This is a genomic window from Brachybacterium horti, assembly GCF_054777615.1.
This window is the reverse complement of the sequence record NZ_BAAHAM010000001.1, coordinates 627,913-642,740: the sequence shown is the minus strand read 5'-3', so window position 1 is coordinate 642,740 and position 14,828 is coordinate 627,913. Positions and strand designations below refer to the sequence as shown.

Below are 14,828 nucleotides of genomic sequence, written 5' to 3'. Positions count from 1 at the left end.
TCCGGCTGAGAGGAATCTCTGAGTAAAGCAAAAGAATCGTGGAGTCGCAGATCCGCTAGGGTTTAAGGCGGGCCCCGAGGTCGGGCCAACCGCGCCCGTTTAGCTGTCGGCCGGGGAGGGTGTCCAGACGCTGAGCTCCAGAACAGTAATCCTGCAGGCATCGTGAGCGGAGATTTGTTGAAGTCGGAGGCCCGTGCACGTGAGCCCCATCGGGAGAGTGAATTGGAGCTCGTCGGAGTTCACTCCCTCGCGCGAAGACAGGTACTTGTAGAAGCCGATGTCACTGCGTGCGGAAAGGTATATTCCTTGGGTCGACAGTGCGGCAATGGTGTCGTCTCGTGCGTCATCTAGTCCGCGCAGGTCGAACCCGAGAGCTAACGGTTTGGCTCGGGGACTTTCAAGCTTTGAGATCGCCGTGACCGCGAAGCGCCTCTGCGGAGATTCTAACGATATTCTTAGGGGCGTGCGCCCAACGAGCAGATGTGGGACGTTGTGCAGAGAGGTTGCGTGCGCGGGGGCCGATTGGGCGTGGATTCGTCCGGCTAGTACAGGGAACGCCTTCTCGACTGCTGAGATATCTGCTGCTGGCCACTCGGACAATTGAGCCCGAAGACGCCGAATCGCAAGTTCGGGGGTGGGGACGGCTCCTCGAAGGATTGAGTCCTGATGGATGTGGCGGGTCCACACCCACCCGAGGCCTGACGAGTCGGAGATCACCGGACTCGTTCGATCGGCCACGATATGGCCCTCATAGCGGGCGGGGCGACGAATTTCGCCGTCCTCCCGTAGCTCGCAAATGTCGGCGAATCCAATGGCGATCTTCGGCCACTCGACTTCGCGCGCGTAGAAGAGCTCGCTGCCGCGTTTGATGGCAGAGATACCGCGCCCCAGTGTCGCATGGAATCCGACATTATTAGGGTGAGCGAAACGTGCGATGCGATCGAAGTAGTCCTTTGGTAGGAGATCGTCGTCGTCGAGGCGGTACTGGACGAAGATGCCGGGGGTGATGGTGATTGCCAGGCGCTCGATCGGCGTGGGTGTGTGCCCGTCATCGACTTCGTCAAGGTGAAGGAAGTTATACTTGGCGGCCGCAGCGTAAATTTCTTCCTTGAATTCATCGGGCAGTGATCGCGAAAAGGAGATCACGTGTGTAACATCATGACCCTTTCGGGCGAACTCGATCTGTGGCAACGAGAGCTCTGTCAGAACCTGCATCCTTGAGTGGAGGCGGTCTGGATCGTAGAGGTACTTCAGATACTCGTCCTCCGAAACGAACTCTTCGCCGCTGGCGCGGAGCGCGGGATTTTGCGGCAGGTAGAGGCTGAAGTTGGTTCGGCCTACGAATTGCATTTACTAACCCTCTCTTCCGATGCGTAAGCTACTCGTGAGAAGATTCTTCTCATCGGGCATGCCGGAAATATCCAGCATATCCGCTCATATCTGTGCTGATCACTTTGGCAGGCACGCCGGCGACGACGTTGCTGCCGATCCTGCCGCCCACGCACCGTGCGCCGGCAGCGATGTGCACGTTGTCGCCGATGGTGGGCGGGGCGACACGGACGCGTCCGCCGATGGTGACGTTCTGCCCGATCTTCACATCACGGCCGATCTTCGCCTTCGCGTGGATGACGCAGCCGACACCCCCGTAGGCGAAGGTCGTGCCCTCGCCCAGCTCCGCGGTGGGCGGGAGGTAGCAGTTGAAGCGCTGGTGGATCCACTGCGTGAAAAACGCCGCGACCTCTCCGCTGCCCGCGAGGTGGTTCTGGCGGGCCAGACGGTAGACCGTGACGATGTCGAGCTCAGCGAGCCGGGCGCGGATGCGCTCGTTGCCGCCGTTCGTCAGGGTGTAGTCCTCGATCGTCAGCTCGCGGGGCGCGGCGTGCTCTCGATGGCACAACCAGGTCATCGCCCGGGACTCCAGTTCAGTGAGTGCACGCTGCGCGGAGACGATCGGGGCATTGAACATCGTGCCACCGACGTGCTCACCGCTCATGTCGAGCACGGAAGCGAGCCGATAGGATTTCGACAAGAGGCGAGCGAGCACGTCCGTGCCGTCCCAGACCCCGATGAAACCGATCGACGCGGGGTCGCGTCGAGGTACCGCAGAAAAATGGGGGGCGTCCGCCATGGTCAGGACTCCTGGACGAAACGGGGAACAGGGATCCGGAGGCCGCCCACCAGCAGGTCGTCGCCCTCCCGAGAGACAAGGACGGACGGGTCGGCGCAGATCGCGGTGGCGAACCGGCATCGACCACCACTGATCAGTCCACGGCTGGTCAGCACGGTGCCGGGGCGATAGCGCTTCAGGCCGATGCCCACCCAGCCGACCGTCGTCGATCCGGGCGTGCCGCACGCGACGTCGACATTGCTCACTGGCAACAGATGGCGGACCGTCACGGTCCCGTGCTCATCCCTGAGATCGAGGCTGACGTTCTCGTCGCGGCCCGCCGGCGTCAGCGTGGCGCCCAGGTGCAGCAGCTGGCGAGCGATCACCGCATCGCCCGGGACCTTCACGTCATCCAGCACGACCACGCAGCGGGCCTCGTCAACCATCGTCAGGACCCGCCTCCGGGCGACGCCACGATACGGGTTGTCCAGCAGGACGAACTGGGTCCACTGCGGAGTCTGCGTGTGCTGTACCAGCGTGCTCGGCGCCGTCGCGCGGTAGGCACCGGCACCGGCCACCACCACCTGGCTGTGGCCGAACTCGTTGAGCTCATAGGCGCGACGCTCCGGATTCGCGTACCCGGAGAACCCGGCATCCCCCACGACCTCCCGACCCCCGGTGAAGAAATGGAAACCGGTGTGATCGCTGTGGCCGTGGACCGCGCGACCCGGACCGAAGCGCAGGGTGAGCATCGACTCCTCGGCGAACGGCCGGTCGGTGCCCCAGCCGGTGCGGGCGAAAGCCCAGCCTCGGTCGAAGACCTGCACGCGACGGGACGGCACATCACCCTGCTCTCCCTGCGAGGCGGCGTACTCCAGGGGGGTGCCGGGGATCGAGGGGACGCGTGTCTCGAGGGCGTCGCCCACCGCGACCAGGCGACCGTTCGGCTGGCTCGCGTGCACCAGGAAGTCGAGGATCGCCGGGCGGCGTCGCAGAGCCACCGGATGCTCGATGCCGCAGCGGTCGAGCTCCTCCTCGAACTGGCCGAATTGCTTCCACACGTAGAAGTGGTAGACCGAGGCCTGCTCGTTGGTCGCACCCTGCAGATCGCACATCGTCTCGATCGCCTCGGAAGCGCGCCGCACCGCCAGATCGATCCACGGCTGTTCGCCGACTGTCGCGCCCACGGCCAGCAGGGCCAGGGACTCGTCGAACCCGTGGTTCCACGCCCCCGAGTAGTTCGCCGGATCCGCGAAGAAGGCGCCGTGCTGGCGCAGAGCGGCGACGTACTCGTCCGAGGCGGGAATCGTGCCGGAGCAGAAGGCCAGCGCCTGCGCACGCATCGCAGCGGTGTGCTTCATCCACGGTGCCGTGGAGGAGTCCGCCTGCCGATGCGCGGCGATCCAGCTCATCACGATCCGTGTCACGAGGTCGCGGTACGACTCTCGTCCGGTCTCCTCGAGCGCCCGGAGGATGCAGTACAGGTACTCCATGTTGTGGAAGCGGAACAGCCAGGAGCCGTCATGCGCGTCGAGGGTCCATTCCACCGGGTCGCCGACAGCCGTGTCCGGGTAGCGGGAGGTGTGCATGACCCCCCGCGCCCAGGAGTCCGCGACGCGCATGTAATCGGCCGGCAGTTCCGTGCGCTCGCCGTGCCCGGTGGAGAGGATCGTCATCAGTCGCCCTCCGGTATGCGCCAGGTGAACGGATTCCGTCCATTCTCCGGTGCATCGAGGTCCGCGCGCCACATGGTCAGCGCGGACTCCCCGCGTCCCCGTGCGATGAGCGGATCCGCCTGATCGCCGCCGCGGCGCGCCGAGATGACATCGGCGTCCGTGAACAGCGTGGCCAGGAGTAGGTCCTCGACGAGGGTCTGCGGCAGATCCGGCGCCGGGTGCATGAGCCAGTCGCCGGCCGCGGGCGCGGCCGCTGCGTGCACACCGAGCTCCTGGGCCAGCTCCATCAGCCTCTGATCGGCGGTGAGCACCACCGGGGACAGGGACTGTCGGGCGGCGGCCTCCACGTCCCCGGGGGAGCGGACGGGCCAGGCGCAGCGCGGCATCGGACGCGGGTCCACGGCGATCCCCGCGGTGCGCAGCATGAGGGTCAGCGCCTGATCGGCGCGGTGGGTGCGCAGCACCGTGCGCATCTGAGCCCAGAGGGTGCGCAGTCGAGCGTCCTCGTCCTCGAACCACGTACGCAGGGCCTTTTGCCACTGCTCGCTCGTGGTCATCACCGGGAACGCTTCACCGAGCGCCTCACGGACACCGCGGCCTGCGCCGGAGGCGACGACCGAACCGCTCGCGGCGATCTCCACGACACGCCGGGAGAACATCGACGGAGAGTCGTTCACCGAGTTCACGTTGATGTTCACCGGATGTGCCTTGTACACCTGGAGCACCTGGTCGTAGGGCACGGAGCCGACGGAGAAGGGCTGCAGGCGCGCCGGGAACTGGTACGGCGACTCGGGGCGGTCCTTCTGCCGGTCGTAGATCGTCAGGCCAACCTCGGCGGCGGCGTCCAGGATCATCTCCAGTTCGGCCGAGCGTGCCCTGTACCGCTTCCCGTAGAAGGTGCCCGCGAAGGACACCGTCGGGGAGTGCTCGCGCGTAGTCGGCAGCGGATTGTGCATCCGCGGCTCGGCGTAGAACGGCATCGAGGTCGCCGTCAGGTTCAGGTTCGGCTGCGCGAGATAGGCGGGCAGCCGATCGGCATCCGTGGTGAAGACGTGGTCGCAGCGGCCGGCGGTCAAGGCGAAGGACCGGAAGTGGACCGGATCCTCCTTGTTCCAGAACAAGACCGGAATCCGGCGCTCGCGGCACGCTGCAATCAGCCCCCAGAGGTCCGCGGCCTCGTCCTCGCCGTGGTAGGCGATACCGTGGAACCACTCGTGATCGCGGCCCTCCCAGGCCGACTCCACGATCACCGCGTTCAGGTCATCGAGCTGGTCGGCCCAGCCGGAGCGAGAGAGCTCCACCGTGGGCATGGCGGTGCTGATCGTACGAGCCGTGAACTCATCCGCGATCAGACCGACGCGCAGATCGTCCAGGCACGGCACCGGCCTCGCGGCCGGAGGGATCGGGGCGACGCCGTCGAGCAGCGCCTCGGTGCTTGTGGCCTGATCGAGCAGACGGGTGCGGAGGGCGTCGAGAAGCTTGCGCTCGTTCCCGCCCGCAATGGGCGCCGCCAACTCGCCGCAGTACAGCGGGAGGCCCAGGCGGCGCGCCGTCAGCTCCGCGGCGACGGCGGCCACCAGGGAACCGGTGACGGACACGGCGGCGGCGCGCTCGCGCAGGGCCGTGCGGGTCAGGGCGTCGGCGAGCAGCAGCGCATCCTGGTCGAAGACGCCCGGCATCTCGGGCATGACCGCCTTCACGGTGGCGATCGGAGCGCCCTTCGGAACGCGTCCGGAGCCCGCCACGAGCACGACGTCGGGACGCGGCGCGTACAGGGGGGCGACGTCGCGCGGCGGCATACCGGAGCCGTCGGCCCACCCCTCCAGGCGGCGCCAGCTGGTCACCAGGGCGGCCTCCGGCTCGAGCAGGTCAGCATGCTCGCGCTGAATCTCAGCGGCACCGGCGAAACCCCTCGTCTGGAAAGCGCGGTCGAGGGCGACCAGCGCCTCGGCGCGGTCCTGCGGCACCGCCCGCACGTCGAGCAGGCTCGTGCCGTGCAGCGTCGGCCGCTCAGCGCGGTCGAGCTGCAGGATGTCGAGCCAGCGTGCCCGGGCGAGCATGAGGTCGTACTGGCCGACCCGCTGCTTCGAGGCGGTGCCCAGCGCGAGCCAGGACTCCTCGTCGCGGTGGGCGAGGACGATCTCGGCGAGTTCCTCGGTGCTCGAGCGCACGAACGCCTCGCCGAAGATCTCGGTGGCTCCGTCGCGATCCCACACCAGAGCCGGCGCGCCGGAGGCCATGCCCTCGATCGGAGCCAGATGGAAGGTCTCGCGGCTGGAGGGGCTGACCATCCACCCGATCCGACGGAACCAGTTGCCCATGTCTGGGGAGAACGGCTCGAAGACCACGTGCGAGCGCAGCTGCGGATCGTCGGCCACTCTGCGGAAGAACTCGCGGTAGGCATCCTGTCCGGCGGGCTTGCGCCACTCCCACTGGTATTGCCACGGGAGACGTCCACGCAGATGGAGGTGATAGCGGTCGTCCTCGCGCAGGAGCAGTCGCAGAAGGTCCACGGCACGGTCGGGACGCTTCAGGAACGGCACGTACCCGGCCAGGCCGATGTGGAAGCGCGATCCGGGCAGTTTCGGGCGGTCCAGGTCGGCGACGTCGATGGTGTTCGGGATGACGGTCGTGTTGTGCTCCGGCCAGCCCAGTGTGTGAAGCACCTGCTTGCGGTAGAAGTTCGAGACGAACACGAAGGCGTCCACCCGGCGCGGATCGAGGTCCTTGATCCAGTTGCCGCGGATCTCGAAGCCGTGGAATCGGACGATCAGGCGGGCGTGCGCCGGAAGGTGCTTCGCGTAGAAGACGGCGTTCGGCCCGGCCCACTCGCAGATCACGGTGTCCGCCCACTCGGCGGCCGCGCGGCTCTGCTTCTCGTCGTGCACCGCGAGGCGCTGCCACTTGTCGATGCGCAGCTCGATGTCATCGCGCTGCCGCAGGGTCTCGAGGAGATCCGCGGCGAACTTGAAGTCATGGCCGGCCACGACCACCCGACGTCGACGCTCACCGTTCAGCAGTGCGCCGATGCTCGCCGGATCCGCCTCCGCCCGGGCGAAGTACCCCTTGAACCGTCCCGCGGTGGCGGCCATCGAGTACGGGCCGACGGCTCGGCGCGCCACCTCGCGAGCACGCTCCACCAGGGACGGCTCGGTGATAGCGCGGCGCAGGGTCGCCATCACGTCCCCGCGGTCGATGAACAGCGGATAGTCGGCGCCGAACAGATTCTCGTGCATGGTGGTGCGGTTCAGCACCGGCGGGGTGCCCAGCGCCGAGCACTCCAGCATCTTGGTGGAGATCTCCGGGCTCTGATCGAGCTCGGCATCGCGCCAGCACAGGCCGACGTCCGCACGGTGCACGACGTCAAGCACCTCGGTGCGGGGCAGGCCGCCGGTCCAGTCCACCCGAGGGTCCTCGGCCTGGGCAGAGGCCTTCATGGCGGCGAGCCACTCGTCGTCGTTCCCGGTCTTCTGGAACTTGTCGCCGACCATCGTCAGCGTCGCCTCAAGGCCCTCCGCGGACAGTCGCTGCGGCAACGACGTCATCTCCAGGGTGTTCCACAGTCGCGCGAACTTCCCGGCGTAGACCATGTCCAGCGGACCGCTCGCGGCCCATCCCTCGGGCTTCTGCGCGCGGAACGCCGCATCCGGCACGATCGGGTTCATCACCAGCGTCTTGCCGGTGAAGGCCCCGTTCAGCCCTTCGACGACCGAACGGGCCTCCTCGGTCTGCAGGAAGATCCGGCGGGACTGCTCGCCGATGGCGTCCAGCAGACGGCGCTGGTGATCGGTGACCGCGAACTGGAAGGCGGCGCCCTCGGTGAGGTACGGCCACATGCGGTTCGTGAATCGCTCCGAGATGGCCAGGTGCGAGGCGATGTCGAAGCCTCGGGAGATCACGACGTCGAAGTGGTGGCGACGGTCGAGCACGGCGATGCGGCTCGCCGCAAGTCGCGGCTGCATACCGGCCAGGCCGGAGATCCGGTCGTCGAAGGGCGTGTGGACGGTCAGTCCCTCGAGGGTGTCCAGAACGGCTCGACGCTGCGGATCCTGGACGTCGGCCTTGAGCAGCACGTGGACCTCGGAGCCGGTGCGGTGCAGGCACTGGGCCAGTGCCGCCAGCCAGACGCCTGAGCCGTCGAGGTAATTGAGGTTTACGTCGCCGTAGAGCAGGATGCGCCGGGTCATGCCTGGGCCTCCTCACGGGTGCGTGCGATCTCCTCGAGACGGGAGAGCACCGGGGTCTGCGGGGCGCCGGCAGCGGCATCGCGGTCGGCCTCAGGCAGCGGCAGTGACACGGCGGCGGTGGAGCGCAAGGCGTCGGTGTGGACATCCGGGGCCAGCCGGGCCTTCAGCAGGTAGACGGGGATGTGCCGACCCGCCGCCCAGGTCACGCCGCGCACCAGCTCCTGCATGAGGGAGGTGCCGACGGCGGAGGTCGCGCTGGACCAGATCGGGGAGGTGGCCAGGGCGGCCTCGTCGACCAAGATCAGGTCGGGACGCTTCTCCTCCAGGGACCGCAGCACGTCACCGGGCATCCAGGGGGCGGCGCTGTGCTCCGGGAGCTCCGCGCCCCGGAACACGCCGCCGATGATCAGGCGACGGCTCGGGGAGAGCATCGAGGCGAGCGTCTCGTCCGTAGAAGGGTTGGTGACCTCGGGCGTCCCCGCGCGGCCCACACCGCCTGGGGAGGGCTTCGCCGCGGCCGGGCCCGTGGGGGTCGCCGCGGCCGGGCCCGTGGGGGTCGCGGCGGTGCTCGCGGGAGCGACGACGGGCGCCTTCCGTGAGCTCTCCACCCCGGCCTTCAGGTGCTTGAACTCCTGGAGCAGCTGCCCGTGGCGCCTCGTCGCGGCGTCCGAGGACTGCTTCGCCGACTTCTGCAGCCCGGTGATGAAGCGCTCGTGCTTGATGAGGCGCAGCTGGAGCTGCTGCAGCATGAACATCAGCGCGGCCAGCGCGGCGAGCACCGCGAAGAGCATCAGCGCCAGGCCGAGGCGGGAGGCCCAGATCTGGGCCAGGGCGCCGACGACGAACAGGACCACCGCAGCGGCGGCGGCGAGACGGGTTTTCATGAGGGACTCCTGGAGCCGGTCACAGCGGCGGAACGGACGAACAGACGGGACCCGCCCCCGTGAGGAGGATCCCGTCTGCGGGGCGACTCAGCGCCACAGCCCCTTGGTGTCGATGACGACCTTCTCCTGCAGCTTCTCGCGGTCGAAGGTCTTGAACGGGTCGTGGTCCACCATGAGCAGCACGATGTCCGCGCGCTCCACGGCGTCCTCGAGCTCGGCGAGCTCGACGTTGGACTTGCCGGCGAACTCCTTGGGGAGCTCCTCGATGTTCGGCTCGACGACCAGCACGGTGCCGTGGTCCAGGCGGTCCGTGAGCGCCACGGCGATGTCCTTGGAAGGCGACTCGCGCAGGTCGTCGATGTTCGCCTTGAAGGCGATGCCGAGCGCGGCGACGACGGGGCTCTTGAGCTTGTCCGCCTTCTCGAGGACCTTCGCAAGGACGATCTCCGGCTTGGAGTCGTTGACCTCGCGGGCGGTCCGGATGAGATTCGAGTACTCGCGGTCCGCGGAGACGATGAACCACGGGTCCACCGCGATGCAGTGGCCGCCCACGCCCGGGCCGGGCTGGAGGATGTTCACGCGGGGGTGGTGGTTGGCGAGCTCGATGAGCTCCCACACGTCGATGCCCTGGCGCTCGGAGATGATGGAGAGCTCGTTGGCGAAGGCGATGTTCACGTCGCGGAAGGCGTTCTCGGTGAGCTTGGCCATCTCGGCGGTGCGGGCGTCGGTGATGAGCAGCTCGCCGTGGCAGAAGCTCGCGTAGAGGTCGCGGTTCAGCTCACCGGCCTCCTTCGAGAGACCGCCGATGATGCGGTCGTTCTCGACCATCTCGATCATGATGCGGCCCGGCAGCACGCGCTCGGGGGCGTGGGAGAAGTACAGGGAGTTCGGGAGGTTCGGCTCCTTGGTGAACTCCGGGCGGATCCCGAGGATCACGTCGGCCATGAACTCGGTGGCCCCGGGGGGAGAGGTGGACTCGAGCACCACGAGCTCACCGCCGGAGAGCTTCGGGGCGATGCCCTTCGCGGCCGCCTCGATGTAGGAGAGGTCCGCGTCGTGATCCCCCTTGAAGGGGGTGGGGACGGAGACGATGTACGCATCCGCCTCCGGGGTTTCGATCTGCGCGGAGAGCTTGCCCTGGGCCACGGTGCCCGCGACGACGGTCTCCAGGCCCTCCTCGACGAAGGGGACCTGGCCGGCGTTGATCGCGTCGACGTTGGCCTGCTTCACGTCCACACCGATCACGGTCTTTCCCGCTTGGGCGAGCACAGCGGCCGTCGGCAGGCCGATGTAGCCGAGGCCGATGACGGCGACGGTGTCGAGAGGGGCGTTCGGACTCATCGAGGACTCCTGAGGGGGAGGGGGCGTGGGGCGAGCGCGCGGGCGCACCTTGCATACCGTAGCGGCTGAGAAGAACCTGAGACTCCTCCACGGACCTCCGTGGACACAAGCGAAACTCGTTTCTGGTCACATGCGAAAGGCGTGAACTCGGACGCCTCGTGCTGTTGGTACGCCCGACATCGGGTGTCCACCTGCAGTCGGTTGACATGGCGGCGTCCAGGTGACCTGCTCGCCAGGACCGGGCCGATAGTGACCGGCTGCAAACGGGGTCAGGGCGGGTCCGGTGCATCGACCCGTGAGAGGCGGACGCCCTCGGGGGAGAACGTCATCCGCTCGGTCAGGCCGCGCGTCGAGACGTCGACCTCGAGGCGGCCGTCCGCCGTGGACGACCCTCTGAGCGAGGGCTCTCGTCCGGTGTCGGTCGCCAGGACGGTGGCGAGGACGATCGACGTCCCGGAGCGGCGGAAGGTCACCGCGGCGGCAGGCGCTTTGGTCTTCCACGCGGTGGAGACCCAGCCGTCGAACGGCTCTTCCTGGGCGCGCACCACCGTGGTTGCGGCGTCCGCTCCGATGGTCGCGAGCATGCCGTGAGCGGACGCGGTGTGCAGCCGGGCAGTCGTTCCTGCGAGGTCGACCGACACCGCGGGGTCCAGCTGCCAGCGCTGCAGCGCGGTGACCTTCCGCGGGGAGTCGATCGTGTCGAGCACGCAGAGGTACTCGCCCGCGACCGAGTAGACCAGGCGCCGTGTCAGGCGAATGCCGCGGAAGCTGTCGTCGGTCAGGACGTACTCATGGAACTCGGGGGTGAGGTGTTGGCCGGTGAGCTCGACGGTCGCTTCCTTGCGGGGCTTCTTCCCCTCGATGCTCACCAGGGAATGGGCTGCCCGGGAGACGACGTGGTCTCGGACGACTCCCGAGCCGTACTGGAACTTGCCCAGATCGACGACCCAGTTCACGCCGAGGGAGGAGTACGTGATCGACCCTCCGTCCGGGTGCCCGTGGACTCGACGGGACGTCCCGAACCGTGCTGAGTAGAAGGTCTGCTGGGAGAAGGGTCGGTCCTCGTCGCCCCACCCGCTCCGAGCGAGGATCAGACCGGCGTCGTAGATCTTGACGGTGTCCGAGGGTGCCTCACCCTCGTGTCCGTCGGTGGTCACGTAGGCGATGGCGGGATGCTCGATCGCCCGCGGGTCCACCGTGTCCGTGTCGCCGATCGGGACGAGGGTTCCGTCGGGTCGCGTCGCGTGCGCGATCTCCTCGGGTGCGTGGAGATGCCGGTCGGCCCCCTCCGGACGTGCAAGGCCCTCGATGTCGAACCGTTCGAGAGCACGTTCCCACCAGAGGAAGTTGTTGTAGTGGTAGGCCGTCGCCCCCTCGGCATTGACTCCCTGCTCGTCGTACTGCTCCGTCAGGAGCCCCGCCATCCTCTCCGAGGCGAGGCGCCAGTACTGCTCTTCGGCCAGCACCCTCCCGCACACGAACAGCGATTCCTGCTGGTGGAGCGCGTGGTTCGCGTTGCCCATCTTGCGAGGATCCGCGAGGTGCTCCGCGTGAGCACGGATCGTCTCCTCGAGCCAGGGGAGCAGGTCGGGGCGGCGCTCGGCGATCATCGGCGCGGCCTGGCAGAGCTGCTGTGCACGGATCCCGTCGGACATGTCCGTCCATGCCCAGGGCGTCCTGGGCGATCGCGGCGGGTTCTTCTTGACCCAGTCCTGGACCCACCGCAGCCACATCCCGAACGCCTCGTCGTCGCCCTTGGCGGCTGCCCGGCGCAGCGGCTCCAGCCAGCGGAGCATGTGGAACTGGAACGTCCAGTTGCGATCCTCGAAGGGGTCCTCCTGCCAGGTGGGCTCCGCGGGAAGGGCCCACTCGGGATGGGGAGGCATGAGGAGACGACCGGCGAGAAGCCGATCGACCTCCTCCTGGCGGAAGGACGTCGCGAGGGTCTGCCGTCCCGCGGCCTCCAGATCGAGGCTCACGCCGCGATCTCCGTGTACACGCCGGCCACGACCGCGGCGAGCTGCTTCCAGTCGCGCTCGGCGACCACCCAGTCGCGGGCCTGGGCGCCCAGGCGGGCGGCGAGCTCGGGGTCGTCCAGGAGCGTGGTGATCTGCTCGGTCAGCGAGTCGGCGCTGCCCTTGGCGTGGAGCAGCCCGTTCGTGCCGGGGGTGACGATCTCCGCGAGTGCGGCGACGTCGGAGGCGATGACGGCCTTGCCCATGGCCATCGCCTCGAAGGGCTTGAGCGGGGAGACCATCTCGCACACGGGCAGCGGGAGCCGCGGGAACGGGGTCACGTCGATGATCGAGTAGTACCGCTCCACCTCCTCGTGCGGGATACGTCCGGTGAAGGTGACGACATCGCCCAGCTGCTGCTCCGCGGCGAGGGCCTGCAGCTCCTCGAGCTTGGCGCCGTCGCCGATGATCAGCACGTGGAAGTCCTCGCGCGTCGCGCGCAGGGTGCGCGCGGCCTCGAGGAGCAGGTCCAGACCCTCGTAGTCCACGACGGTCCCCACGTAGCCGATCACGGTCTTACCCGTGACGCCGAGGCGTGCGGCGAGCTCCTCGTCGCGGGGGAGCGGGGTGAAGCGCTCGGAGTCCACGCCGTTGGGGACGAGGACGATCTTCTCCTCGTCCACGCCGCGCGTGACGAGCTCGTCCTTGAGCGCCTGGGTGATCGCGAGGACCCGCGTCGCGCCGCGGGCGGCGTCCGCCTCCATCCGGGCGATGTACCGGTACTGGTCGCTGCGGGCCCACTCGGGGTCGCGGGAGCCGCGGGTGACCTCCCACAGACCGCGCACCTCGTACACGGAGGGGATGCCGAGCAGGCGGCCGGTCTGCACGGCTGCGAGGCCGTTCCAGTGGTTCGAGGCGCCGTGCAGGATCGCCGGGCGCTCAGCGCGTGCGAGCGGCAGCAGCGCGTCCGTGTAGCGCGCGACGTAGTCGTGCATCGGGTTCTTCTTCTCGATCTGCCGGCCCGTGAGCAGGTGGTGGTAGTCCACCTCGCCCACCGGCTCCTGCTCGGGCAGGTCCGGGACGTCCGCCATCTTCGGCATGTCGTAGGGGTAGCCCAGGCGGGTCACGCCGTCGACGTCCCAGCCGTTGCGGTTCAGCTCGGTGAGCAGGCCGTGCGTGCGCGTCGCGTAGCCGCCGGAGTGGTGTGGGAGCGCGTTGTGCAGGAGGTAGAGCACGTGGTCACGGCGCGGCTCGTACTCGGGCTGCTCGCGCATCGGCGGGAGCGGGAAGCCGTCGCGGGCGAGGTCCGAGTTGCGGACCGCAACCGGCTTGGAACCGCCCGGCCCCTTAGGGGTGTTGGCGAGCGTGGAGGGCTTCGCGCGCTTGGTGTCCTGCCGGCTCCACCAGAGCCGCAGCTCGCCGATGCCGCCGTGGCGGAGGTGCCACAGCGCCTGCCGAATGGTCGTCACGCTCTTGGACAGCGGATCGGGCACGGGGAGACCTCCAGGCAGGCGGCGGGGATGGGGTCATCCTAGAGTCTGCGAAGCCCCGCTACTGTGGCGGTGGCCAGGACCACGTGCGCAGTAGAGGACAGCGATGCCCGAGGAGACCTCCCCGCGATCGTCGTCCCGGCGACCCCTCCTGCTGGCGGGGCTGGGCCTGCTGCTCGTGCTCGCCGTGGTCGTGGCGACCGTGATGATCCGAGGTGCCGGGGATGACGCCCCGACGGATCCTGCGTCGACAACCGCGGCCCCCACCCCGCCACCGTTCCCCGAGGCACCAGTGTCCACCACGGACCGTGTCACCCTCACGGTGCCGCAGGAGGTGCGCTTCGCGGAGAACACCTTCTGGGCCCGAGCTGGCACCACCTATCTGGTGACCATGGATCTCACGAGCACCAAGCCGGACGGCAGCGGCGGGCGCTCGATGTACATGGGTGTGACCCTCAGCTGCAGCCCGAGCGCCGGCGGCCCCGGCATCTCCGAGGGCGGCACGCAGAACATGCTCACCGGTGAGGAGACGACCTACCGGAACCAGGGACTCGTCACCGTGGCGGAGGACGGCCCCGTCGAGTGCAGCGTCAAGGCGAACGCCCCCTACGACGACGTCGCTTCGAAGGACACGACGTTCACCGTGGCTGGTACGTGGCGTGCCGAGGCCGTGGGGGAGCACTCCGCCCAGGCGCCCACGGCAGATCTTCCGCGCACCGTCGCCGCCGGCGACGACCCGGTGGTGCTCACCGAGGATCTGCTGCTCGAGGACGCGGCGGGCGCGGACCTGAGCGCCTTCACCTCCCTGCACCTCACCACCTGCACCGGGGTCAACGGCTCCCGTGAGAACGGCCGAGCCTGGTGCTCAGAGGATCAGATCGACGAGGCCGGGAGCACTGCGACGGTCACCGTCCGCGCGGATCTCCTCGACGCGGACGGGAAGGTCTGCGCAGAGCTGGGCAGCACCTCCACGCAGCCGGACCGGATCGACCGCTACCGCCACCACCGACTGCTGTCCCTCGAGCTGGAGCCGACCCTTCCGTCCGATCCCTGCGGGGACACCGTGAGAGTCAGCACGAGCGTCGCGAACAAGGGCCCGGCGCCGCTCGTGGTGCATCAGTTGAATTCCACGCTCGTAGTGGCCGAGGTGTAGTGAGTGCCCTCGAGTGATTGAACGGCCTTCAAGCG

Annotated in this window: 9 protein-coding genes; 1 reads left to right on the top strand and 8 read right to left on the bottom strand. The window is 68.3% G+C overall.

Going from position 1 to position 14,828, the window contains the following annotated elements; genetic code table 11:
- Positions 1–99: 99 nt before the first annotated feature.
- The 8 genes from ACYVAP_RS03035 to ACYVAP_RS03000 all read right to left on the bottom strand — a co-directional run bounded on the left by ACYVAP_RS03035 (position 100) and on the right by ACYVAP_RS03000 (position 13,643).
- Positions 100–1,350, bottom strand: a complete 1,251-nt coding sequence (locus tag ACYVAP_RS03035) for a glycosyltransferase (RefSeq protein ID WP_498859467.1) — start codon at positions 1,348–1,350, stop codon at positions 100–102.
- Between the two features lie 49 nt (positions 1,351–1,399).
- Positions 1,400–2,128 carry a serine O-acetyltransferase gene (locus ACYVAP_RS03030; RefSeq protein ID WP_498859466.1) on the bottom strand — a complete coding sequence of 243 codons (729 nt, stop codon included), beginning with the start codon at positions 2,126–2,128 and terminating at the stop codon, positions 1,400–1,402.
- 2 nt (positions 2,129–2,130) lie between these two features.
- Positions 2,131–3,783, bottom strand: coding sequence for a heparinase II/III family protein (locus ACYVAP_RS03025; RefSeq protein ID WP_498859465.1), 1,653 nt, complete (start codon positions 3,781–3,783; stop codon positions 2,131–2,133).
- Positions 3,783–7,970: a glycosyltransferase family protein gene (locus tag ACYVAP_RS03020; protein ID WP_498859464.1), complete on the bottom strand. Its 4,188-nt coding sequence runs from the start codon at positions 7,968–7,970 to the stop codon at positions 3,783–3,785. The genes ACYVAP_RS03025 and ACYVAP_RS03020 overlap by 1 nt, the downstream gene beginning before the upstream one ends.
- The gene (locus tag ACYVAP_RS03015) at positions 7,967–8,854 is read right to left on the bottom strand and encodes a hypothetical protein (protein ID WP_498859463.1); all 888 of its coding nucleotides are present in this window, start codon (positions 8,852–8,854) and stop codon (positions 7,967–7,969) included. The genes ACYVAP_RS03020 and ACYVAP_RS03015 overlap by 4 nt, the downstream gene beginning before the upstream one ends.
- An 87-nt stretch (positions 8,855–8,941) precedes the next feature.
- Positions 8,942–10,195, bottom strand: coding sequence for a nucleotide sugar dehydrogenase (gene wecC / locus ACYVAP_RS03010; protein WP_498859462.1), 1,254 nt, complete (start codon positions 10,193–10,195; stop codon positions 8,942–8,944).
- Between the two features lie 269 nt (positions 10,196–10,464).
- A complete protein-coding gene (locus ACYVAP_RS03005; RefSeq protein ID WP_498859461.1) occupies positions 10,465–12,174 on the bottom strand; it encodes a heparinase II/III domain-containing protein in 1,710 nt (569 codons plus the stop codon).
- On the bottom strand, positions 12,171–13,643 hold the full coding sequence (locus ACYVAP_RS03000; RefSeq protein ID WP_498859460.1) for a glycosyltransferase family 4 protein: 1,473 nt from the start codon (positions 13,641–13,643) through the stop codon (positions 12,171–12,173). The genes ACYVAP_RS03005 and ACYVAP_RS03000 overlap by 4 nt, the downstream gene beginning before the upstream one ends.
- 103 nt (positions 13,644–13,746) lie before the next feature.
- Here ACYVAP_RS03000 and ACYVAP_RS02995 point away from each other — a divergent pair, with 103 nt between their 5' ends.
- Positions 13,747–14,793, top strand: coding sequence for a hypothetical protein (locus tag ACYVAP_RS02995; RefSeq protein WP_498859459.1), 1,047 nt, complete (start codon positions 13,747–13,749; stop codon positions 14,791–14,793).
- Positions 14,794–14,828 lie beyond the last annotated feature (35 nt).

Coding starts and splice junctions, on each gene's coding strand:
- ACYVAP_RS03025 (WP_498859465.1), bottom strand. CDS start 3,783: ATGACGATCCTCTCCACCGGGCACGGCGAGCGCACGGAACTGCCGGCC.
- ACYVAP_RS03030 (WP_498859466.1), bottom strand. CDS start 2,128: ATGGCGGACGCCCCCCATTTTTCTGCGGTACCTCGACGCGACCCCGCG.
- wecC (WP_498859462.1), bottom strand. CDS start 10,195: ATGAGTCCGAACGCCCCTCTCGACACCGTCGCCGTCATCGGCCTCGGC.
- ACYVAP_RS03020 (WP_498859464.1), bottom strand. CDS start 7,970: ATGACCCGGCGCATCCTGCTCTACGGCGACGTAAACCTCAATTACCTC.
- ACYVAP_RS02995 (WP_498859459.1), top strand. CDS start 13,747: ATGCCCGAGGAGACCTCCCCGCGATCGTCGTCCCGGCGACCCCTCCTG.
- ACYVAP_RS03035 (WP_498859467.1), bottom strand. CDS start 1,350: ATGCAATTCGTAGGCCGAACCAACTTCAGCCTCTACCTGCCGCAAAAT.
- ACYVAP_RS03015 (WP_498859463.1), bottom strand. CDS start 8,854: ATGAAAACCCGTCTCGCCGCCGCCGCTGCGGTGGTCCTGTTCGTCGTC.